Below are 22,095 nucleotides of genomic sequence, written 5' to 3'. Positions count from 1 at the left end.
CGCTGAGACCACCATGTGGGCAACTCTTTTTCTGATGGCCGTCGCGGTCAGCCTCGAACCGGTGCGGGTCGGGCTGACCGTGCTGATGCTGAACCGGCCACGTCCGATCCATCAGCTACTCGCCTTCCTGGGGGGCGGGTTCCTGATGGGCATGGTCGTCGGGATGACGGCGTTGCTCGTGCTGCGGGCTACCCCCTTGGCAACGGCGCTCACCGTGCCCAGGATGCAGATCGGGATCGGTATCCTCGCCCTGGTAGCCGCCGTGGTGCTGGCGGCGAACGTGAGTGCGCGGCGGTCCCGGCCGCCGGTGCCGGCACCGACGGAGACACCGGGGGCCGCGACTGCGCAGGTGGCGGTCGCAACGCCGCGGCTGGGCCTGCGCTCGCGGATTCGTGCTGTGATGCAAGGCGATTCACTGTGGGTCGCCGGCCTGGGCGGGCTGGGTATCGCGCTGCCGTCGGTCGACTATCTGGCAGCGTTGGGAGTGATCCACGCCGCCGGGGTCGGAGCCGGCACACAGGTTGTCGCGGTGCTCGCCTTCAACCTCGTGGCCTTCGCCCTGGTGGAAATCCCACTCGTGAGTTATCTGATCGCCCCGGACCGTACGCTGGTATGGATGGCTCGGGTGCACACCTGGATCCGTTCGGCCACACGGCGCGACGTGGCGATAATTCTGGCCGCGGCAGGGTCGTTGTTCATCGCGATCGGTCTGTCAGGGCTTTGAGCGACAGTATGACGCCGCCGACGTGCGGTGCTCGGAAGGGAGATCGCAGGATGGCTGGACGCAACGGGGACGCTCGCCGACGGATACCCCACACCATGCTGGCCGGCACGTTCGCCGTGGGCCTCGTCGCCGCGGGAACGGTTTTCGGCACCGGTACGGCATCGGCAGAGACGGCGCTGATCTTCGGTGGCGCTCGCGGGCCGGGAATTCCGTGGGATCAGATCACCAACAGAGTTGGCCGCGGTTACTACCCGGACGCGCAGCGGCGCATCGTCGAGTATCCCGCGGGAATGGTGTACGGCCGGCTGCCGGACACCTTGTGGCCGGGCAACACGATCTCGACCGACAGCGTGGGGGTTTCGGTGGACACCGGTGCCCGCAATCTGAAGACCGCGCTCCAGAACACCCCCGGCGAGACCGTGGTGGTCGGCAACTCCGAGGGCGCCCTGGTGCTCAGTGAGGCTTTGGCCCGCCTGGCGCAGGATCGGAGTGCACGGGCCCCGGAAGGGGTGTCCTTCACCCTGTTCGGGCCGCCGCAGGCGATCACGCCGTTCAGCCATTCGGTGTTGTCGTCGGTGCCGCCGGGCACCTACATTCCGCTGATCGACTACACCGTGCGCGCTCCGGTGGAAAGCCAGTACGACACCACGATGGTGGTGGGTGAATACGATTTCATCGCGGACTTCCCCGATCGCCCGGACAACTGGTTGGCGTTGGCGAATTCACTTGTCGCCCTGGAGTATCTGCACACCGAGACCTCCTACAGTTCGCGCGAGGACGTGCCACCGCAAAACATCGTGGTCACCGTCAACTCCAAGGGAGCAACGCAGACGACCTATTTCCTGCCGACCACGGTCCTGCCACTGACCAGGCCGCTTCGCGATCTCGGCGTCCCAAATGAACTGGTCGACCAGCTCGACGGCGTGGTCCGGCCCATGGTGGACGCCGGATACTCCCGAAACGACTACCCGGGTGCTCCGGCGACCGGTATCGACCCGGTGGCTCGGGCCAACGTGGAGAACTGGCTGCGGCAGGCCGGCGCCGCGCTGCCACCGGCAGTGCCGGCGTCACCGCAGGCGGCTACCCAGCCCACCGTCAAACTGAGTCGCACCGACCAGGAGAACATCGACAAGGCCGTGCAGGGCATCAAGCTGAGCCCGACCGATCAGGCCAACATCGACAACGCGGCTCAGCAAGTGAAGAACCTGTTCCCGGGATTCGGCTGACGCTCGGCTCAGCTGCCGGTCCCAGCCTTTCGCCTGGCAGCCCCCGGTAGCCGGGGTCGGAGCCGGTCGAGTTGCCCGGTGACGAAGTCGGATGGCCACCAGTTCGCCGTGCCGATCAGGGTGGCGATCGCCGGAACGGTCAAGGTGCGTACCAGGAACGTGTCCAGCAGAATTCCCACGCCCACGACGAATCCGGCTTGGACGACTGTGGTGATACTGGCGAACAGCAGCCCGAACATCGAGGCGGCGAAGATCAGCCCCGCCGCGGTGATCACGCCGCCGGTGGATCCCACGGTCCGGATCACCCCTGAGCGCACGCCATTCGGTGACTCGTCCCGAATCCGGGAGATCAGCAACAGGTTGTAGTCGGCGCCGACAGCCACCAGCACGATGAAGGTCAGTGCGGGCACGCTCCAATGCAACTGTTGGCCGAGCACGTACTGGAACATCACGACACCGATACCCAATGCCGACAGGTAGGAGATCACCACCGAGGCAATCAGGTACAACGGCGCCACCAGCGCACGCAACAGCAGAACCAGGATCAAGAGCACCACCGCGATCGTGACGGCGATGATGAGCCGGATGTCGTGGTTGTAGAAATCGCGGGTGTCGCGAAGCATCGCCGGGTAACCGGCGATGGATACCGAGGACCCTTCGAGCGCGGTGTTGGGCAGGGCGCCGCGGGCGGTATCGCCGATCGAATTGACGAGATCCATCGCCTCGATACTGAACGGATTGATGTCGGTCTGGATCAGATAGCGGGCAGTATGGCCGTCGGGGGAGATGAATGTGGCTGCGGCCTTACGGAATTCGTCTTGTGTGAGAACCTGTGCGGGCACGTAGAAGCCGGACATCGGCGGGCTGGCCGCATCGGTCTTCATCGTGAGCAGGAACGCCGACGCCTCGTCGAGCCCCGATCCCATCCGTTTCGTCTCGCTGACCAGTTGCGACACCCCGTCTGCGATCTGCCTGCTGGCATCGGCGAGGGTATCGGCACCTTTCTGCAAGGTGTTCAGCTGCGATTGCGCTTGGGCCGGGTTGGCCAATCCGATGGATTGCATGGCCCTGCTCGCGGTGTCGACGGTGGTGCCGAGCTTCTTGACCGTGTCATCCAGGGTCTGCATGGGTTCGGTTGCCCGAAGATCCCTTGCCAGCGCGGCGATCTGATCGAAGGTTCCGTCGGTGCGCGCCGTGGCCAGTCGGCGCAGCGCGCCGCGGGCCTCGAGACAGGCCGGGTCGGTAAGGCAGACCGGGCTCGTATCCAGACCGCGCAGCACCGGATCGATCCACGGCATCCCGTTGGTCAGGTCGGCGAAATTGGCACCGAGCGAGTCGCCGAGCGCGCGCATGCTGTTGACGAGCTTTGCCGCGCTGTCGATCTGCTGCAGTGTCGCGTCGCCGCCGACCTGTTTCTGCATCGTCGCGAGCGCATCGACCAGGCCCCGCGCTCCGGCCACGCCACGGGTGACCTGGGTGCGTACGTCCAGCAGGCTGGCGGCCAGTGAATCGGCCCCGTCGGTGAGCCGGTTGAGATCGCTTGCCCGCCCGTTGATCTGAGTGGACGCGTCGTTCAGCTTGGTCCCGACCTCACCGGCCTGATAACTCAGTCGGGCCTGTTGCAGTGATTCTCCGGTCGGTCGGGTGATGCCGCGCACCGTCGCAATCCCGGGAAGCTGGCTCACGCGCTGGGCCATCTGCTCCAGATCGGCCAGCGCCTGAGGAGTACGCAACTCGTTCGGCGACTGGATTATCAGGTACTGCGGGATGGCCGAGCTGATCGGGAAGTGGTTCTCCAGGGCCGCGTAGCCCATCGAACTCTCGGCATGTGCCGGCAGCGCTTTGCGGTCGTCGTAGTTGTATTGGATCAGCGCCGCCGAACTGGCCAGTGCGGCAAGGATGACGAGGCTCACCGCCAGGTGCGACCACGGCCGGCGCACGATACGTACCCCGGAGCGTCGCCACATCCGGCTGGTCAGGTCACGGCGCGGGGCGATCCAGCCGCGGCGTCCCACCAAGACCATCACCGCGGGCAGCAGCGTCAGAGCAGCCAGTAGGGCGATGCCGATCGCGACTGCGAGCGCGGTGCCCACCGTGGAGAACACGCCGAGTTGGGCGAACGTCATCCCGAGGAAGGTGACGGCGACCGTGGCCGCGGATGCGGCGATGACCTTGCCGATCGAGCCGAGTGCCTGTTCGACCGCGCGGTCGGACTCCAGACCGTCCCGTAGGTAGTCGTGGTACCGACTGACCAGGAACACGGCATAGTCCGTGCCGGCACCGGCCATCATCGCGGTCAGAAAGACCACGGTCTGGTTCGAGATACCCATGCCAAGGTATGCCAGGCCGGCGATCACTGATTGCGCGGTGACCAGCGATGCGCCGATGGTGAGCAACGGCAGCAACATCGTGACCGGGTTGCGGTAGATCAGCAGCAGGATCACCAGAACCAGTCCGATGGTGGCGATCTCGATGGCGGTCGTGTCGCGTTCACCGATATCGGTCAGGTCGGCGACGGTGGCGGCGGGCCCGGTGAGACTCGCCGTGAGAGACGCGTCGTGGACGCTGTCTTCGGTGTTGACACTGTCTTTCACGATGTCGGCGACGCGGGTATAGGACGCGTAGGACTGGGGTGACCCGACGTCGCCGGCGATGCCGACCGGCAGGATCCAGGCCTTGCCGTCCTTGCTGGCCATGAACTCGCGCAAGGGCGGAGCACTGATGAAATCCTGCAGCATCACGACGTCCTTGTCGTTCTTGCGCAGGTTCTCGACCAGGGTGCGATAGGTAGCCTCGTCCGACGGGCCGAGCCCCTTGTCGTTGGTCAAGACGACCAACAGGACGTTCTCCGAACCCGATTCGTGGAACGCCTCGGTCATCTCGTGGGTGGCGATGGTGACCGGTGCGTGTGCCGGCAGGATCGCGACCGGCCGTTGTTGCACCATCAGGGTCAATGACGGGAATGTCAGCGGCAGGGCCGCTGCGATGACCAACCAGATTCCGATGACCACCCAGGGCCATCGGACGATCAGTGAGCCGAGTCGGACGAACAGCGAGGAGTGTTCGGTGCCGCTCCTACGTTCGGTCTGCGTCGGCACTTTTTGATCCTACGGGCGAGCGCAACGGCAGCGGTCGGTACCCGGAAAGCGGTGAGACGACGGGCGTCACCGATTACTCGACGCCAACCAACGCGTCTTGATCCGCCAGGAGTGGGCGGAGGTGAGTGCGAAAAGCGCACCGCAGCCGCAGGCGAAAATCCATACCAGCCGGCCGTTCTCGATCGGTTGCAGGGACGGCACCAACGCGGTGACGATGCGGACCGTGCAGGCGAGCATCCCGCTGGCCGAGGCGAACAGGTAGACGTTTGCGATCCGGCGGGACCGCGGGTCCTGGCGCAGTACCAGCATGGCGCGGAATCCGTAGCCCAGTAGATAGAGCAACGTGCCGCAGAGCAGGATCCAGTAGGCGCTGAGCCAGAAGTCGGTGGGCACCTGGAAGAAATCCGGCCGGTATATCGCGGCGCCGTTGCCCAGTGAGAACGTGGCCAGCAGCACCGGGATGCAGATCGTCGCCGGACGCTCGACGTACTGCTTGAACGAGCGCTGCATGGCGTTGTCGTCCTGGAGCCGGCCCAACGAGTTGTAGACGATCGCGGACGCGGCGACGATGTAGCAGTCGTGACCGATGTAATCCTCGAGGTTCCACTTGCCGGTCAGGTTGTACAGAACCGGACCGATGGTGCTCGACGCCCACGGTGACATCAGCAGCACCGCCGCGCCTTGCAGCGCGATGTTGAGCGTGGCGGCCACTTCCCATCGGCAGGACCAAGTGACTCGCCTGATCCACAGGCTCCACAGGATGCAGCCGAGTGTGATCGCGATGAGCGTGGCGACGGACATGGAAACTCCGCTCAGAGCGGTGGCGCGTCGGGACGTGGACTGAGGTCGGACAGCCGCGGGCGCCGATGAACGACCGGTCGATGGCGGGTGGCGGTGCGGCCGGCTTCCACGGTCACCGGTGCGGATTCCATGTAGTGCCAGACTTCCTCATGGCTCATCAGCCCGAACCGAATCTGCAGGTCCGGGTAGCTGAGCTGGAAACGATCGGCGACCTGGCGCAGTTCTTCGGCGTTGGGGTAGTCGGCTTCTTTGATGCGCCGGTAATACGTGCTGCTGGACACGCCCAGCGCACTGTAAACGGCCTTGGCGTCGACCTCGCCGTCCAGCAGGTAGTCGAGCAGGGCCTTGAGCTGCCTGCCGTTCTCGTCGGTGCGCGGCATTGGACCACCATAGACCTCGTCCCGGTGATTGGTCATCGCGAACCGCCACGAAGCAGTTGCCGCGTAATTGACAGCGATGTCAGACTTATGGCACAGGTCTCCCAATTTTGGGACTGAATGACTACCGTTACAGATATGTCTGTTTCCGTCTTGCCCGATGCGCCCGGCGCGAGTTCGTGGATCGTCGACTACGGCTTCGCCGGGCGGCCGCGTCCCGCCGACGTCGCCACGGTGTCCAGTTCGTTGGACGACGTGCTGATCGAGGAACTGCGGGGCGCCCAGGTCGCCATGGGATGCACCGTCGAGGACTTGTTGCTGGCCACGTTGGGCCGGGCAGTGGCTCGAACGATCGGTGAAGGCGTGTTGCGCGTGGACGTCGTCGGTGGCGTCGGACGCCACGACGTTCGCCAGATCGGCGTGCCCTGTGTGTCCCGTCGGGGTCTGTCGGGGCCCGAACTGCTGGCGGCGGCCTATCCGACGAATGACAGCTCGGGTCATCCGTCGGCGGACATCAGCTTTGCGTTCGGTGAGGGTTTGCCGGCCCACCGGGCCCGGTCTCCACTGGCCGTCCACATTCATCCCGGTCCCGAGACCACCATGTGTCTGCAGTGGCGATTCGACCGCCGGGGATTCGACCGGTGCACGATCGAGGAGTTGGCCGAGCAGTTCCCGCTGGCGCTGATCGAGCTCACCTCGGGATAGACGTCGGTGCGGCGCGATTTGCGGTGCTCATTAGACTTGGGAAATCGGCGTTGATCCGGCCATCACCGGGGAGCCTCCGGAAGAACAGCACTGACGCCCAGTAGAACCGGACGGGTGGGCCCGTGATCGCCCGAAAGTTGAGCGGCGCGTTGCGGTGCAACGCGCAAGCGGGGTGGTACCGCGGCGCTTGCGCACCCGTGCGACGTCGTCCCCGTGCCTGGAAGCGTCATAGGCACAGGAGACGACGTGACTGCCTCTTCCCAGCCGGCCTACCCCAAACCGGCCGCACCGAATTTCCCCGAGCGGGAACTCGAGGTGCTCGACTACTGGGCTGCCGACGACACCTTCCGGGCCAGCATCGCCCAGCGTGAGGGCGCCGAGGAGTACGTCTTCTATGACGGTCCGCCCTTCGCCAACGGTCTGCCGCACTACGGGCACCTGCTGACCGGGTACGTCAAGGACATCGTGCCCCGCTACCGCACGATGCGCGGCTACAAGGTGGAACGCCGGTTCGGCTGGGACACCCACGGTCTGCCGGCCGAGCTCGAGGTGCAGCGTCAACTGGGCATCGCGGACAAGGCCCAGATCGAAGAGATGGGCATCGAGAAGTTCAACGCGGCCTGCCGTGCCTCGGTGCTCAAGTACACCGACGAGTGGCGCGCCTACGTCACGCGCCAGGCCCGCTGGGTGGACTTCGACAACGACTACAAAACTCTGGACCCGACCTTCATGGAGTCGGTGATCTGGGCCTTCAAACAGCTGTGGGACAAGGGGCTGGCCTACGAGGGCAACCGGGTCCTGCCGTACTGCTGGAACGACGAGACCCCGTTGTCCAACCATGAGCTGCGCATGGACGACGACGTCTACAAGAGCCGCCAGGATCCGGCGGTGACCGTGGGCTTCACCGTGACCGACGGTCCGCTCAAGGGTGCGCACCTGTTAATCTGGACGACGACACCATGGACGTTGCCGTCCAACCAGGCGGTCGCCGTCAACCCCGACATCGATTACGTCCAGGTGCAGGGGCCCGACGGTCGACGTTATGTCCTGGCCCAAGCCCGGCTCGCCTCTTACGCCCGCGAGCTCGGCGAGGAACCCGAGGTGCTGGGCAGCTACGCCGGGCGGGACCTGCTGGGTACGCACTACCTGCCGCCGTTCGCCTATTTCATGGACGCGCCCAATTCGTTCCAGGTGCTGGCCGCCGATTTCGTCAGCACCGAGGACGGCACCGGCATCGTGCACATGGCGCCTGCCTACGGTGAGGACGACAAGGCGACTGCCGACACCGCCGACATCGTCGCGGTCACCCCGGTGGATTCGAAGGGCCGCTTCGACGCCACCGTGCCCGATTACGCCGGCCAGCAGGTCTTCGAGGCCAACTCCCAGATCATCCGTGACCTCAAGAACGGTGACGGGCCGGCCGCGGCGAACGGCGCGGTGCTGTTGCGGCACGAGACCTATGAGCACTCCTATCCGCACTGCTGGCGGTGCCGAAATCCGTTGATCTACCGCGCGGTCTCGTCGTGGTTCATCAAGGTCACCGAATTCCGGGACCGGATGGTCGAGCTCAACCAGCAGATCACCTGGTATCCCGAGCATGTCAAGGACGGGCAGTTCGGCAAATGGCTGGCCAATGCCCGTGACTGGTCGGTTTCGCGAAATCGGTACTGGGGCAGCCCGATCCCGGTATGGAAGTCCGACGATCCGGCCTATCCGCGGATCGACGTCTACGGCAGCCTCGACGAGCTCGAGCGTGATTTCGGGGTGCGGCCGACCGATCTGCACCGGCCCTTCATCGATGAGCTGACCCGGCCCAATCCCGATGACCCGACCGGCAAGTCGACGATGCGCCGCATCGAAGACGTCTTCGACGTGTGGTTCGACTCCGGGTCGATGCCGTACGCGCAGGTGCACTATCCGTTCGAGAACCAGGACTGGTTCGATACGCACTTCCCCGGCGATTTCATCGTCGAGTACATCGGCCAGACCCGTGGCTGGTTCTACACCATGCACGTGCTGGCCACCGCGCTGTTCGACAAGCCGGCCTTCAAAACCTGCGTGGCGCATGGGATCGTGCTGGGCAACGACGGCCAGAAGATGAGCAAGTCGCTGCGCAACTACCCCGATGTGTCCGAGGTGTTCGACCGCGATGGTTCTGACGCCATGCGCTGGTTCCTGATGGCTTCGCCGATCCTGCGCGGCGGCAACCTGATCGTCACCGAACAGGGCATCCGTGAAGGCGTGCGACAGGTGCTGCTGCCGTTGTGGAATGCGTACAGCTTCCTGGCGCTGTATGCCCCGAAGAAGGGCGCCTGGCGCACCGATTCGGCCAACGTCCTGGACCGCTACATCTTGGCCAAGCTGGCCCAGCTGCGTGACGATCTCACCGTGTCGCTGGACAACTGCGACATCTCCGGGGCGTGCGACGAGCTGCGGCAGTTCACCGAGGCGTTGACGAACTGGTATGTGCGCCGGTCGCGTTCACGGTTCTGGGAAGAGGATGCCGGCGCCATCGACACGTTGCACACCGTGCTGGAGGTGACCTGCCGGCTGGCCGCGCCGCTGCTGCCGCTGGCCACCGAGGTGATCTGGCGCGGTTTGACGGGGGAGCGGTCGGTGCACCTCACCGACTGGCCGGAAGCCGATGTGTTGCCGAAGGACGCCGCCCTGGTCACGGCGATGGACCAGGTGCGTGAGGTGTGCTCGGTCGGGTCCTCACTGCGCAAGGCCAAGAAGCTGCGCGTGCGCCTGCCATTGCCGAAGCTGACTGTTGCTCTGGACAAGTCGGTGAACCCATCCGCCCTCGCCCCTTTCGCCGACCTGATCGCCGATGAACTCAACGTCAAGGCGGTCGACCTGACCGACGACATCGACGCCTACGGTCGGTTCGACCTCGCGGTCAACGCCCGCGTCGCCGGTCCCCGCATCGGCAAGGACGTGCAGGCAGCGATCAAGGCCGTCAAGGCGGGCGAGGGCGTGGTCAATCCCGACGGCACCCTGTGCGCCGGTCCGGTGGTGCTTCAGCCGGAGGAGTACACCGCCAAACTCGTTGCCGCCGAACCGGAATGGACTGCGGCGCTGCCCGATGGTGCGGGGCTGGTGGTGCTCGACGGCACGGTCACCGAGGAACTCGAAGCCGAGGGCTGGGCAAAGGACCGAATCCGTGAGCTTCAGGAACTGCGCAAGTCGACCGGGCTGGAGGTGTCCGACCGAATCGAGGTGCAGATGTCGGTGCCGACCCAGTTCGAGCCGTGGGCTCGCACCCATCGTGATCTGATCGCCGGTGAAATCCTGGCCACGAGTTTCGAATTCGGCGACGTGGTTGACGGGGCAGAGATCGGGGACGGCGTGCGGGTCGCGATCGCCAAGGCGTGAGCTCGGATCAGTCGGCGGCCACCCGCGCTGCTTGGTCGCCGAGGGTGACGGTGTCGCCCGGGCGTAGCTGGCGTCCGCGCCGGATCTCGACCTCGCCGTTGACGCTGACCAGACCGTCGGCGATGACGGCCTTGGCGTCGGCGCCGCTGTCGATGAGCGATGCCAGCTTGAGGAACTGCCCCAGGCGGATCGAGTCGTCCCTGATCGGTACGTCAACCGGGTCCATGAAAGTCAGGCTAGCGCCATAGCATCTGCAGGTATGAACGGCGCCGAGGTCACGGGCGCGGGCGGACGCTGGGTTCTGCACCTGGACATGGACGCGTTCTTCGCGTCGGTCGAGCAGCTGACCCGGCCGACCCTGCGCGGTCGCCCGGTGCTCGTCGGCGGTCTGGGTGGGCGTGGTGTGGTGGCCGGGGCCAGCTACGAGGCCCGTCGGTACGGTGCCCGCTCCGCGATGCCGATGCATCAGGCCCGCAGGCTCGTCGGCGCCCCGGCCGTGGTGTTGCCGCCGCGCGGCGCGGTCTACAGCGCCGCCAGCCGTCGTGCCCTCGACACCGTCCGCAGTGTCATACCGGTGCTCGAGCAATTGTCGTTCGACGAGGCGTTCGGTGAACCGGCCGAGTTGGCCGGCGCCACCGCGGCCGATGTCGAGCAGTTCTGCCAGCGGTTGCGCGCCAAGGTGCGTGAGCAGACCGGGCTGGTGGCGTCCGTCGGGGCGGGGTCGGGAAAGCAGATCGCCAAGATTGCCTCGGGGTTGGCCAAGCCCGATGGCATCCGGGTGGTCCGCCGCGACGAGGAGGCGCGGCTGCTCGACGGTCTGCCGGTGCGCAAGCTGTGGGGGATCGGCCCGGTGGCCGAGGAGAAGCTGCACCGGCTGGGTATCGAGACGGTGGGCGCGTTGGCCGCGCTGTCGGATGCCGAGGCGGCCAGCGTGCTCGGCACGGCGGTAGGCGCCGCGCTGCATCGGCTGGCCCGCGGCATCGATGATCGCCCGGTCGCCGAGCGCGCAGAGGCCAAGCAGATCAGCGCGGAGTCGACCTTCCCCGAAGACCTCACCACCCTGCGTCAGTTGCAGGAGGCGATCGGTCCGATCGGCGAGCATGCCCACCGGCGCCTGGCCAAGGACGGGCGGGGCGCCCGCACCGTGACGGTCAAGCTCAAGAAGTCCGACATGAGCACGCTGACCCGCTCGGCCACCCTGGCGTATGCCACCACCGAGGCTGCCACCCTGATCGGCACGGCCCATCGGCTACTGCTCGACCCGGTCGAGGTTGGACCGATTCGCCTTGTCGGCGTGGGTTTTTCGGGGTTGTCCGATATTCGTCAGGAATCGCTGTTTCCGGATCTGGACCAACCCGACGAAATTTCGGACTCCCATCAGCAGGCCACCGAAATTGCCCGGGTGACCGAAACCGGCTGGCGCATCGGCGACGATGTGGCGCACCCCGATCACGGCCACGGTTGGATCCAGGGTGCCGGACACGGTGTGATGACGGTGCGTTTCGAAACCCGCGCCACCGGACCGGGTATCGCCCGAACGTTTCCCGCGGATACGCCTGGGTTCGCCCGGGCCAACCCCATCGAGAGCTTGGACTGGGGCGACTATCTGGCCGAACTGACCGACTGAGCCTCGGCTACCAGAGAAAGCCGGAGTCGGGATCCAACGAGAAGCCGTGTCGGCCAGACGTTTTGCAGATCAGGGTGCCGTCATGGGTGACACCGCAGGCGGCTCCCCAGTTCTCCAATCGGTGACCCGCGGGCAGCACGTCGACATCTCGGGTGAACAGCTTGGTCTCCGAATGACGGTAGGAAGCCGGGTCGCCGGCCTCGACAAAGGTCTGGTTCATGCCCTCCGGCGCATCTGCGGGCACCGCGTCACAGCCGACCGGGCCGCGGTTGGGCAGGATTCCGCAGAACCGGCCGTCCGGGGTCTGGAAGTACAGCCCGTAAAAATCGGAGGGCGAGGTGTAGTTGCCTTCGGCGATCGGGAACGCGTCGATGTCCTCGACCCCCGGTGGCGGCGGCCACGGCCACGCCGCTGCGGTGGGGGCGGGTCCGAGCGCGAGGACGCTGACGGCCACTGCCGCCGCAATGTGGAATCGCACGTTCTCTATTTGAGCACAGACCGTCAACCCCAGCGATCGATGACTTCTGCGGCTGGCCGGCCGGCCGCCAGCGCCGCCATCAGCAACACCCGGGCCTGAGCCGCGCGCAGGCGGGGCACCATCACGGCACCGGCACCGACAAGCTGTTGTCCCGGGCCGTACTGCGCGGCGACCGGACCGTCGGGCACCCGGCTCGACACCGCGACCGTCACGCCCGCGCGGCAGTGCCCACGGACCGCGTCGATCAGCGCCGTTCCGGCATTGCCCGAACCCATTGCCTCCAGAACGACGGCACGTGCTCCGGCGGCCACGCAGGCGTCCAGGGCGGCCGCGTCCCCGCCCGGATACGCGGCGACGATGTCGACGCGAGGCGCCGCCGCTGCGGTCAGCCCGCCCAGAAATGCACCGTGCTTGTCCCCGGTCACGTCACAGGTGCCTGCGGTGACCGTTGCCAGCGCGGTGCCGGCAAACGCGTTCAACTCCCGGGTATGGCGCTTGCGCAAGCCCAGCGGTTGCCACACGGTCCCGGCGAAGCTCACCACGACCCCGAGTCCGCGGGTGTGGGGACTGGAGGCGACGGTGATCGCGTCGTGCAAGTTGCCCGGTCCGTCACTGTCGGGCGCATCGGCACTGCGCTGGGACCCGGTCAGCACCACCGGCACGCCACCGGAGTAGCCGAGCTCGAGCCAGAGCGCGGTTTCCTCCATGGTGTCGGTGCCATGGGTCACCACGACGCCGGCGGCCCGGGTCGAGGCCGTGGCGACGGCGGCTGCGATCGCATCCCAGTCGGCAGGTGTGAGCAGCGCGCTGTCGACGGACATCAGGTCGACGACCTCGATCTCGTGGCCGGGGGCCAACCCCGCCGTCAATTCGGCTCCGGTACGGGCCGGATGTCGGATTCCGTGGTCGTCGGTGCTGGTGGCGATGGTGCCGCCGGTGGTGATGACGACGATGCGCTCACTCGGCCGCGCAGGCACCGTCACGGTCTGGGTCACGGTGCAGATTGTCGCGCATGAACTGTTTGGGATGATGGGGGAGTGACTGATGAATCGTCAGGCCCGGTAGAGCCGGTGACCGACGCAACCGGGGATACGAAATCGTCCCCTGCGGCCGTGGTCCGGCCTCGGCGACGGCTGCGCCTGCTGCTCGCCGTGGCGGCAGTGGTGCTGGTCGTCGACGTGGTGACCAAGGTGCTTGCGGTTCGGCTGCTGACTCCGGGCCAACCGGTGTCGATCATCGGCGACACGGTCACCTGGACACTGGTGCGCAACTCCGGTGCGGCGTTCTCGATGGCGACCGGATACACCTGGGTGCTGACGCTCATCGCGACCGGAGTGGTGATCGGCATCGTCTGGATGGGCCGTCGGCTGGTGTCGCCGTGGTGGGCGCTCGGCCTCGGCATGATCCTCGGCGGTGCCACCGGAAACTTGATCGACCGCTTCTTCCGGGCTCCCGGGCCGTTGCGGGGCCACGTCGTCGATTTCTTCTCCGTCGGATGGTGGCCCGTGTTCAACGTCGCCGATCCGGCCGTGGTCGGCGGCGCGATCCTGTTGGTGGCGCTGTCGTTGTTCGGCTTCGACTTCGACACGGTCGGGCGGCGGCGCCCCGACGAGGTCTCGGCTCCCGACACCAAGGCCGACGCCGATGAGACGACCTCCTCCGACGAGTCGAGCGCAGTCGGCGGCCAGGCCGAGACGTCATAGTGACGACCCGATCGATGCCGGTGCCCGAAGGCCTGGCGGGAATGCGAGTCGACGCCGGGTTGGCCCGTCTACTCGGACTGTCCCGCACCGCGGCGGCAGCCCTGGCCGAGGAAGGCGGCGTCGATCTCGACGGTGCGCCCGCAGCCAAGTCCGACAAACTCGTCGCGGGGGCCTGGCTGGAGGTCCGGTTGCCACCGCCTCCGGCGCCGGTCGAGAACACCCCGGTCGACATCGAGGGCATGGACATCCTCTACTCCGACGATGACATCGTTGCGGTGGACAAGCCGCCCGGCGTGGCCGCCCATGCCACGGTGGGCTGGCACGGACCCACCGTGCTGGGCGGACTGGCTGCCGCCGGGTTCCGGATCAGTACCTCCGGGATCCACGAGCGGCAGGGCATCGTGCACCGACTCGATGTCGGCACGTCCGGTGTCATGGTGGTGGCGCTGTCCGAACGGGCGTACACGGTGCTCAAGCGAGCGTTCAAACAGCGCACGGTCGACAAGCGCTACCACGCCCTGGTGCAGGGCCACCCGGATCCGTCGAGCGGGACGATCGATGCCCCGATCGGGCGGCACCGCGGGCACGACTGGAAGTTCGCGGTCGTCGACGGCGGCCGGCACAGCATCACCCATTACGACACCGTGGAGGCGTTCCAGGCGGCCAGCCTGCTCGACATCGAGTTGGAGACGGGCCGGACCCACCAGATCCGCGTGCACTTTGCGGCACTGCACCACCCGTGTTGCGGCGACATGACCTACGGTGCGGACCCCACACTCGCGAAAAAGCTTGGGCTCGAACGGCAATGGTTGCATGCGCGGTCGCTGGCGTTCGCGCATCCGGCCGACGGTCGGCGCGTCGAGATCACCAGCCCCTACCCGGCTGACCTGCAGGCCGCACTCGACGTGCTGCGTCGCCACTGACTGTGGGTGGCGGCGCGGTCCGGAAACCGGCGGACGCGGGGCGCTCCGGGATGCTGTACGGAGCCGGGGCGTACATCTGGTGGGGGTTGTGCCCCGGGTTCTTCCTGCTTCTGCTGCCCGCTGGTGCACTCGAGGTGCTGGCGCACCGGATCGTCTGGAGTGCGGTGTTTCTGGTGCTGGTGCTCGCGGTGGGCCGGCGGCTGGGGGATGTGCGCCGGTTGCGGCGGCGGACCTGGCTGCAACTGGCTGCGGCAGCAGCGCTGATCTCGCTGAACTGGGGGACCTACATCTATGCGGTCACGACCGGCCATGTCGTGGATGCCGCCCTGGGGTACTTCATCAATCCTCTGGTCAGCGTGCTGCTGGGCGTAGTGGTGTTCCGGGAGCGGATTAGCCGATGGCAGGCGGTCGCGGTGATGCTCGCGGTCGTGGCCGTGGTGATTCTGACCGTCGGCGTGGGGGCGCCGCCCTACATCGCGGTCACGCTGGCGCTTTCGTTCGGCATCTACGGGTTGGTCAAGAAAGTGGTGCAGGCTGACCCGAGGGTGAGTGTGGCCGTCGAAACGTTGGTGGCTCTTCCGGTCGCCGGCGGCTATCTGCTCACGCTCGAGCTGGCCGGCTACGGAAACTTCCTCGACCACGGCCCCGGGCACGCGGCGTTGTTGCTCCTTGCCGGTCCGGTCACCGCCGTGCCGTTGCTGATGTTTGCCGCCGCCGCGCAACGGCTTCCGTTGGTGACGCTGGGTCTGCTGTTCTACCTCAACCCGGGTCTGCAGATGGCATGGGGCGTGTTCATCGGCCATGAGCCGATGCCGCCGAGTCGGTGGATCGGGTTCGCCCTGATCTGGCTGGCGCTGCTGATCATGACCATGGGTGCGCTGCGCAAACGGTCGGCTGAACCGGGCCAAGGCGACATCGGTCGCGCGGAGTCCCAGCCGCTGTCCGGGTAACGGGCGCGGCAATCGTTTGCGAATGGGGCTTTTGACCTTGATTTAGCTATGTCATAGGGTTTGCTCGATGACTTCGCAAGGCAGACCCCCGCGCGGCCGTCGAGGGCCCGGCCGACCGGTCGGAGCCGATGCCGCGCAAACCCGTGAAAGCATTTTGCGAACGGCCTTCGAGGTCATGAACGAGCACGGGTACGCCGCGACGACGTTCCAGGAAATTGCCAAACGCAGCGGCCTGAGCCGTCCCACGCTGAACTACTACTTCTCCAGTCGTGAGGAGCTCTACCGCGCACTGCTCGCGCGGGCGCACGAGGTGGTCGACGAGTGTATTCACGCCGCGAAAAAGCATGAGGCAGCGCTCGATCGATTACGCGCCTATGTCGATGCGGTGGTGGCGGTGTGGCAACACGACCGGGCGCTGGTCGGGTTCCTGATCAATGCCCGGCTCGAGGCGCTTCGTCATCCTCAGCTGCCCGCGGTCACCGTCGCGGCCACCCGGGAGTTCCTCGGCGAGGTGATCACCCTGGCGGTGGCCCGCCGCGAACTGCCGCCGCACACCGAGCCGGCGGTTCTGGTCGAATTGCTGTACGCCATGTTGTGGGGCGTGGGCGCCTACACCGGTTGGCAGCGCCGTTCGGTGGATCTTCCCGAGGTTGCCAAGCAACTTCAGCTGGTGATCGGAAACGGCTTGCTGTCGGCGGCCGGTGGGCCGTGCCGGCCCGTGGGCAAAGACACGCGTTGCGACACGCGCGGCGGTGTCGGTGGGGCGCAATAGACTGGCAGCCCTATGAGCGGTTCATCTTCGGGGTCCTCGGGATCTTTCGTCCACCTGCACAACCACACCGAGTATTCGATGCTGGACGGGGCCGCGAAGATCACTCCGATGCTGGCCGAGGCCCAACGCCTCGGCATGCCGGCCATCGGGATGACCGACCACGGCAACATGTTCGGCGCCAGTGAGTTCTACAACTCGGCCACCAAGGCCGGCATCAAACCGATCATCGGTATCGAGGCGTACATCGCGCCCGCGTCTCGTTTCGAGACGAAACGTGTCCAGTGGGGCGACCCGAGCCAGAAGGGTGACGACGTCTCGGGTAGCGGTGCTTACACCCACATGACGATGGTCGCGGAGAACGCGACGGGTCTGCGCAACCTGTTCAAGCTGTCCTCGCTGGCGTCGTTCGAGGGTCAGCTCGGCAAGTGGTCCCGCATGGACGCCGAGATCATCGCCGAGCACGCCGAGGGCATCATCGCCACGACGGGTTGCCCCTCGGGTGAGGTGCAGACCAGGCTGCGGCTCGGTCACCGTCAGGAGGCGCTGGAGGCGGCCGCCAAATGGCGCGAGATCTTCGGGCCCGACAACTTCTTCCTGGAGCTCATGGACCACGGCCTCGACATCGAGCGCCGGGTCCGAGAGGGCCTGCTGGAGATCGGTCAGAAGCTCGGCATCCCGCCGTTGGCCACCAACGATTGCCACTACGTGACCCGGGAGGCCTCGCAGAATCACGAGGCGTTGCTCTGCATCCAGACCGGCAAGACCCTGTCGGATCCGAACCGCTTCAAGTTCGACGGCGACGGCTACTACCTCAAGTCGGCCGAAGAGATGCGGGCCCTGTGGGACTCCCAGGTGCCGGGCGCGTGTGATTCGACGGTCCTGATCGGTGAGCGGGTGCAGTCCTACGCCGACGTCTGGACGCCCACCGACCGGATGCCGGTGTTCCCGGTCCCTGACGGCCATGACCAGGCTTCGTGGCTGACGCATGAGGTGCGGGCCGGGCTGGAGCACCGATTTCGGGGCGCCGACGTGCCCGCCGAGTACACCGACCGCGCGGCCTACGAGATCAAGGTCATCTGCGACAAAGGCTTCCCGTCGTACTTCCTCATCGTGGCCGACCTGATCAACTACGCCCGCTCGGTCGGCATCCGGGTGGGTCCGGGCCGTGGATCGGCCGCCGGCTCGTTGGTGGCATATGCGTTGGGCATCACCAACATCGACCCGATTCCGCACGGGCTGCTGTTCGAGCGGTTCCTCAACCCGGAGCGCCCGTCGGCCCCCGATATCGACATCGACTTCGACGACCGTCGTCGCGGTGAGATGCTGCGATATGCGGCCAACAAGTGGGGCAGCGACCGGGTGGCCCAGGTGATCACGTTCGGCACCATCAAAACCAAAGCCGCGCTGAAAGACTCGGCGCGCGTGCACTACGGCCAACCCGGTTTCGCGATCGCCGACCGGATCACCAAGGCACTGCCGCCGCCGATCATGGCCAAGGACATCCCGGTCTCGGGGATCACCGACCCCAGCCACGAGCGGTACAAGGAAGCCGCCGAGGTCCGGACTCTGATCGACACCGATCCGGACGTGCGGACCATCTTCGAGACTGCGCGTGGTCTGGAGGGGCTGGTCCGTAACGCGGGTGTGCATGCCTGCGCGGTGATCATGAGCTCCGAGCCGCTCATCGATGCGATCCCGCTGTGGAAGCGGCCCCAGGACGGCGCGGTCATCACCGGCTGGGACTACCCGTCCTGCGAGGCCATCGGCCTGCTGAAGATGGACTTCCTCGGGCTGCGGAACCTGACGATCATCGGTGACTGCATCGAGAACATCAAGGCCAACCGCGGTATCGACCTCGATCTGGACACGTTGCCGTTCGACGATCCGGCGGCCTACGAACTCCTCGGCCGCGGTGACACGCTGGGCGTGTTCCAGCTCGACGGCAGTGCGATGCGTGACCTGCTGCGCCGAATGCAGCCCACCGGTTTCAACGACATCGTGGCGGTGCTCGCGCTGTACCGCCCGGGACCGATGGGCATGAACGCCCACAACGATTACGCCGATCGTAAGAACGGCCGGCAGGCGATCAAGCCGATCCACCCCGAACTCGAGGAACCGCTCAAAGAGATCCTGGCCGAGACGTACGGCCTGATCGTCTACCAAGAGCAGATCATGTTCATCGCCCAGAAGGTCGCGTCTTACACCATGGGTAAGGCCGATGCGCTCCGTAAGGCCATGGGTAAGAAGAAGCTTGAGGTGCTCGAAGCCGAGTACAAGGGCTTCAAGGAAGGCATGACCGCCAACGGGTTCTCCGAGGCGGCAGTGAAAGCCCTGTGGGACACCATCCTTCCGTTCGCCGGCTACGCGTTCAACAAGTCCCACGCGGCCGGCTACGGCCTGGTGTCGTACTGGACGGCCTACCTCAAGGCGAACTATCCCGCCGAGTACATGGCCGGCCTGCTCACCTCGGTCGGTGACGACAAGGACAAGGCCGCCGTTTATCTGGCCGACTGCCGCCGGCTCGGCATCACGGTCCTGCCGCCCGACGTCAACGAGTCGGTGCAGAACTTCGCCTCGGTGGGGGACGACATTCGCTTCGGTCTGGGCGCCATCCGCAACGTGGGCGCGAATGTCGTTGCGTCGCTGATCACTACGCGCACCGAGAAGGGCAAGTACACCGACTTCTCCGACTATCTCAACAAGATCGACATCGCGGCCTGCAACAAGAAGGTCACCGAATCACTGGTGAAGGCGGGTGCGTTCGATTCGCTCGGCCATCCCCGGAAGGGGTTGTTCCTGGTGCACACCGACGCCGTCGACTCGGTGCTCGGTACCAAGAAGGCCGAAGCGATGGGCCAGTTCGACCTCTTCGGTGGCTCCGATGACGGTGGCGGCACGGACGCTGTGTTCACCATCCGCGTTCCGGAAGAGGAGTGGGAGGACAAGCACAAGCTCGCCCTGGAGCGGGAGATGCTCGGGCTGTACGTGTCCGGCCACCCGCTCAACGGGGTCGCCCATCTGTTGGCCAACCAGGTCGACACCCAGATCCCGGCGATTCTCGACGGCGATGTTGCCAACGACGCCCAGGTGGTGGTCGGCGGCATCCTGGCCTCGGTCAACCGTCGGGTGAACAAGAATGGTTTGCCTTGGGCCTCAGCCCAATTGGAAGACCTCACCGGTGGTATCGAGGTGTTGTTCTTCCCGCAGACCTATTCACTGTTCGGTCATGAGATCGCCGACGACGTGGTGGTGCTGGTCAAGGCCAAGGTGGCCGCTCGCGACGACCGGATCTCGCTGATCGCCCACGAACTGGTCGTGCCCGACTTCAGCAGCGCCCAGGCCGACCGTCCGTTGGCGGTCAGCCTGCCCACCCGTCAGTGCACGATCGACAAGGTCAGTGCGCTCAAACAGGTGTTGGCCAACCATCCCGGTACTTCCCAGGTCCATCTGCGGCTGATCAGTGGCGAGCGGATCACCACGCTGGAGCTGGATCAGTCGCTGCGGGTGACGCCGTCTTCGGCGTTGATGGGCGACCTGAAGGCGTTGCTCGGCCCGGGCTGCCTGGGTTAGGCCGGTAACTCCTGCGGCGCGAGTGCGATCCGGACGATGGCGCTGTCCGGCCACACCTCGCGCATGCGGGCGCGTCGTAGTTTCTCCCGTAGCGGCAAGTCGCGGTGCACGTTGGTGACGCCCGGGATCTTCAGCAGCGGCACGATGTTCCACTGCCACCCGTAGCGCCGGTGCAACACCCGGTTGGCCCGCTGGGCCGGGGCGCCCGACAGGATGGTGGCCCGGCCGTGCCGGGGGTGCGGGTCGGTGATGCGGCCGCGGTAGTCGCAGGGGATGAGTTGAACTTCCGGGTTTGCGTTCAGGCGTGTGGTTTTGGGGCCTACTTTGGTTCGGAAGACGATGCTCTGATCGTCGTCGAGGGCGAACCAGATCGGGGTGTCGACGGGTGAGCCGTCACGGCGGAAGCTGCGCAGGACCGCGTAGCGAGTGCGGTTCAAGGTGTCTTTGGATGGCATGGCACGAGTCAACAACTTAGAGTTGACTCTAAGTCAAGCCTCCCGTGAGGAGTTCACGATGAGCGATCGGCTGACCATCGGCGAGGTGGCCCGTCGCGCGGGCGTCGCCCAGACCGCGTTGCGCTACTACGAACAGCTGGGTCTGCTCCCCGCTCCGGAGCGCGTCGGTGGACAGCGGCATTACCACGAGTCGGTGCTCGTGCGGCTGGAGGTGATCCGGCTCTGCAAGAGCGCCGGATTCAGCCTCGACGACATCGCCGTGCTGATGGATGACAACACCCCGGGCCGGCCGGCCGCGCGGGCCCTGGCACAGGCGAAGCTCTCCGAGATCGACGAGCAGATGAGTGCGCTGACACGGGCCCGGGCGATCATCGAGTGGGGTATGCAATGCACGTGCCCGTCCATCGACGTGTGTACCTGCGGCATCCATGCGGCGGTGCCGACGTGATGTCGGTACACGGCGTCAGAACTGGTAGCGCAGGATCCGCGCCTTGCGGGCCGTTGCCCTGCTGAGGCCCGACGCTCGGGTGGCGATTCGCAGCCAGCCGGGGAAGAGATCGACTTCCGGTTGGTGGGTCAGACTGGTTTCCTCGACCAGGTGCAGCCGAGGATTCCAGGTTTCGGGATGGTGGGCATCCTTGAAACCGGGGTAACCCCACTGACTTCCGACATCTTTGAACATTTTGGCCGGAAACAGTTTGAGGGCCGCCCGGCTGACCCAACCGATGCGGCCGTAGTCGTTGAAGGTCAACTCGCCGGAGCGGAAGTGGTCGGTGATCGTGCCGAAGATGCCGACGATCACCGGCTCGGTGAGGAAGGCGAACAGCCCATCGGCCACCAGTATGGTGGCGCGGTCGGAGGGAATCGCGTCGGTCCAGTCCGGGTCGGCCAGAGACGCCGCGACGGTGTGTGACCGGGGGAGTGGCGGCATCACGCGGTCCCGCAATGCGCTGATCCCCGGGAGGTCGACGCTGTACCAGTCCACCGTGGCCGGCGGCGCGACACGGTGGACACCGCTGTCGAGGCCTCCACCCAGATCGACCACGACCGCGTCGGGATGGGCGGTGACGAACGCGCGGACCCGGTCGTCGAGCATCTTGGCCCGCAGCGCTGACTGGCACACCACGCTGGCCTGCACGCCCAGACCGGAGAAGTCGTAATCGAGTTCGTGAACTGCCTGGTCGGCGAAGGTGTCGCCGAGGATAGGCCGGGTCCAACGGCTGTCGAGTGCCCTGGCATACAGCGTCAGGAATGCGGTCTCTTCAACCGGGGTCAGACCCGTCGTCGCAATGCCCACAAGCCCGACCGTAC

Annotated in this window: 19 protein-coding genes; 11 read left to right on the top strand and 8 right to left on the bottom strand. The window is 66.2% G+C overall.

What is annotated here, in order from left to right; translation table 11 throughout:
- The first annotated feature begins 13 nt into the window (after nt 1–13).
- Together A5740_RS16230 and A5740_RS16225 are read left to right on the top strand one after the other, a co-directional pair.
- A complete protein-coding gene (locus tag A5740_RS16230) occupies nt 14–724 on the top strand; it encodes a GAP family protein (protein ID WP_076195503.1) in 711 nt (236 codons plus the stop codon).
- Nucleotides 725–774: 50 nt separating this feature from the next.
- Nucleotides 775–1,950, top strand: coding sequence for a PE-PPE domain-containing protein (locus A5740_RS16225; RefSeq protein ID WP_175616267.1), 1,176 nt, complete (start codon nt 775–777; stop codon nt 1,948–1,950).
- An 8-nt stretch (nt 1,951–1,958) separates the two neighbouring features.
- On the opposite strand, the gene A5740_RS16220 is transcribed toward A5740_RS16225, so the two are convergent.
- The 3 genes from A5740_RS16220 to A5740_RS16210 all read right to left on the bottom strand — a co-directional run bounded on the left by A5740_RS16220 (nt 1,959) and on the right by A5740_RS16210 (nt 6,229).
- Nucleotides 1,959–5,003, bottom strand: a complete 3,045-nt coding sequence (locus tag A5740_RS16220; RefSeq protein ID WP_217696700.1) for an RND family transporter — start codon at nt 5,001–5,003, stop codon at nt 1,959–1,961.
- 111 nt (nt 5,004–5,114) lie between these two features.
- Nucleotides 5,115–5,849 (bottom strand): hypothetical protein, encoded by a 735-nt coding sequence (locus A5740_RS16215; protein WP_076195500.1) that lies wholly within the window; start codon nt 5,847–5,849, stop codon nt 5,115–5,117.
- Nucleotides 5,850–5,860: 11 nt separating this feature from the next.
- Complete coding sequence (locus A5740_RS16210) at nt 5,861–6,229, bottom strand: transcriptional regulator (RefSeq protein ID WP_076195599.1); 369 nt, start codon at nt 6,227–6,229, stop codon at nt 5,861–5,863.
- Nucleotides 6,230–6,364: 135 nt separating this feature from the next.
- Here A5740_RS16210 and A5740_RS16205 point away from each other — a divergent pair, with 135 nt between their 5' ends.
- Nucleotides 6,365–6,931, top strand: a complete 567-nt coding sequence (locus A5740_RS16205; protein WP_076195499.1) for a hypothetical protein — start codon at nt 6,365–6,367, stop codon at nt 6,929–6,931.
- Between the two features lie 246 nt (nt 6,932–7,177).
- A complete protein-coding gene (gene ileS, locus A5740_RS16200; protein WP_076195498.1) occupies nt 7,178–10,306 on the top strand; it encodes an isoleucine--tRNA ligase in 3,129 nt (1,042 codons plus the stop codon).
- Nucleotides 10,307–10,313: 7 nt separating this feature from the next.
- Here ileS and A5740_RS16195 read toward each other — a convergent pair whose 3' ends face one another.
- Nucleotides 10,314–10,532: an RNA-binding S4 domain-containing protein gene (locus A5740_RS16195; protein ID WP_076195497.1), complete on the bottom strand. Its 219-nt coding sequence runs from the start codon at nt 10,530–10,532 to the stop codon at nt 10,314–10,316.
- A 33-nt stretch (nt 10,533–10,565) separates the two neighbouring features.
- Here A5740_RS16195 and A5740_RS16190 point away from each other — a divergent pair, with 33 nt between their 5' ends.
- Nucleotides 10,566–11,933 (top strand): DNA polymerase IV, encoded by a 1,368-nt coding sequence (locus tag A5740_RS16190; protein ID WP_076195496.1) that lies wholly within the window; start codon nt 10,566–10,568, stop codon nt 11,931–11,933.
- A gap of 7 nt (nt 11,934–11,940) precedes the next feature.
- Here the strand turns inward: A5740_RS16190 and A5740_RS16185 are convergent, their stop codons facing one another.
- Nucleotides 11,941–12,411 (bottom strand): hypothetical protein, encoded by a 471-nt coding sequence (locus A5740_RS16185; RefSeq protein ID WP_371454764.1) that lies wholly within the window; start codon nt 12,409–12,411, stop codon nt 11,941–11,943.
- 23 nt (nt 12,412–12,434) lie between these two features.
- The gene (locus A5740_RS16180; protein WP_254849213.1) at nt 12,435–13,406 is read right to left on the bottom strand and encodes an asparaginase; all 972 of its coding nucleotides are present in this window, start codon (nt 13,404–13,406) and stop codon (nt 12,435–12,437) included.
- Nucleotides 13,407–13,481: 75 nt separating this feature from the next.
- Here A5740_RS16180 and lspA point away from each other — a divergent pair, with 75 nt between their 5' ends.
- From lspA to dnaE, 5 genes are all read left to right on the top strand, one after another.
- On the top strand, nt 13,482–14,114 hold the full coding sequence (gene lspA / locus A5740_RS16175; protein WP_254849212.1) for a signal peptidase II: 633 nt from the start codon (nt 13,482–13,484) through the stop codon (nt 14,112–14,114).
- Nucleotides 14,114–15,037 carry an RluA family pseudouridine synthase gene (locus A5740_RS16170; protein WP_076195494.1) on the top strand — a complete coding sequence of 308 codons (924 nt, stop codon included), beginning with the start codon at nt 14,114–14,116 and terminating at the stop codon, nt 15,035–15,037. The genes lspA and A5740_RS16170 overlap by 1 nt, the downstream gene beginning before the upstream one ends.
- Before the next feature lie 50 nt (nt 15,038–15,087).
- Nucleotides 15,088–15,987, top strand: a complete 900-nt coding sequence (rarD, locus tag A5740_RS16165; RefSeq protein ID WP_076195596.1) for an EamA family transporter RarD — start codon at nt 15,088–15,090, stop codon at nt 15,985–15,987.
- 67 nt (nt 15,988–16,054) lie between these two features.
- Complete coding sequence (locus tag A5740_RS16160; protein WP_076195493.1) at nt 16,055–16,759, top strand: TetR/AcrR family transcriptional regulator; 705 nt, start codon at nt 16,055–16,057, stop codon at nt 16,757–16,759.
- 12 nt (nt 16,760–16,771) lie between these two features.
- The gene (gene dnaE, locus A5740_RS16155) at nt 16,772–20,329 is read left to right on the top strand and encodes a DNA polymerase III subunit alpha (RefSeq protein ID WP_076195492.1); all 3,558 of its coding nucleotides are present in this window, start codon (nt 16,772–16,774) and stop codon (nt 20,327–20,329) included.
- Here dnaE and A5740_RS16150 read toward each other — a convergent pair.
- Nucleotides 20,326–20,784, bottom strand: a complete 459-nt coding sequence (locus tag A5740_RS16150; RefSeq protein WP_076195491.1) for a PPOX class F420-dependent oxidoreductase — start codon at nt 20,782–20,784, stop codon at nt 20,326–20,328. The two genes, dnaE and A5740_RS16150, sit on opposite strands and share 4 nt — an antisense overlap.
- Before the next feature lie 58 nt (nt 20,785–20,842).
- On the opposite strand from A5740_RS16150, the gene A5740_RS16145 reads away from it, so the two are divergent.
- Nucleotides 20,843–21,232, top strand: coding sequence for a MerR family transcriptional regulator (locus A5740_RS16145; protein ID WP_076195490.1), 390 nt, complete (start codon nt 20,843–20,845; stop codon nt 21,230–21,232).
- Nucleotides 21,233–21,247: 15 nt separating this feature from the next.
- Here the strand turns inward: A5740_RS16145 and A5740_RS16140 are convergent, their stop codons facing one another.
- Entirely contained in the window at nt 21,248–22,081 is an 834-nt protein-coding gene (locus tag A5740_RS16140) for a class I SAM-dependent methyltransferase (RefSeq protein ID WP_076195489.1), read from the bottom strand.
- Between the last annotated feature and the right edge of the window lie 14 nt (nt 22,082–22,095).

This window comes from Mycobacterium sp. GA-1841 (assembly GCF_001954135.1).
Lineage (GTDB): Bacteria > Actinomycetota > Actinomycetes > Mycobacteriales > Mycobacteriaceae > Mycobacterium.
This window is presented reverse-complemented; position numbering and strand designations above follow the sequence as displayed.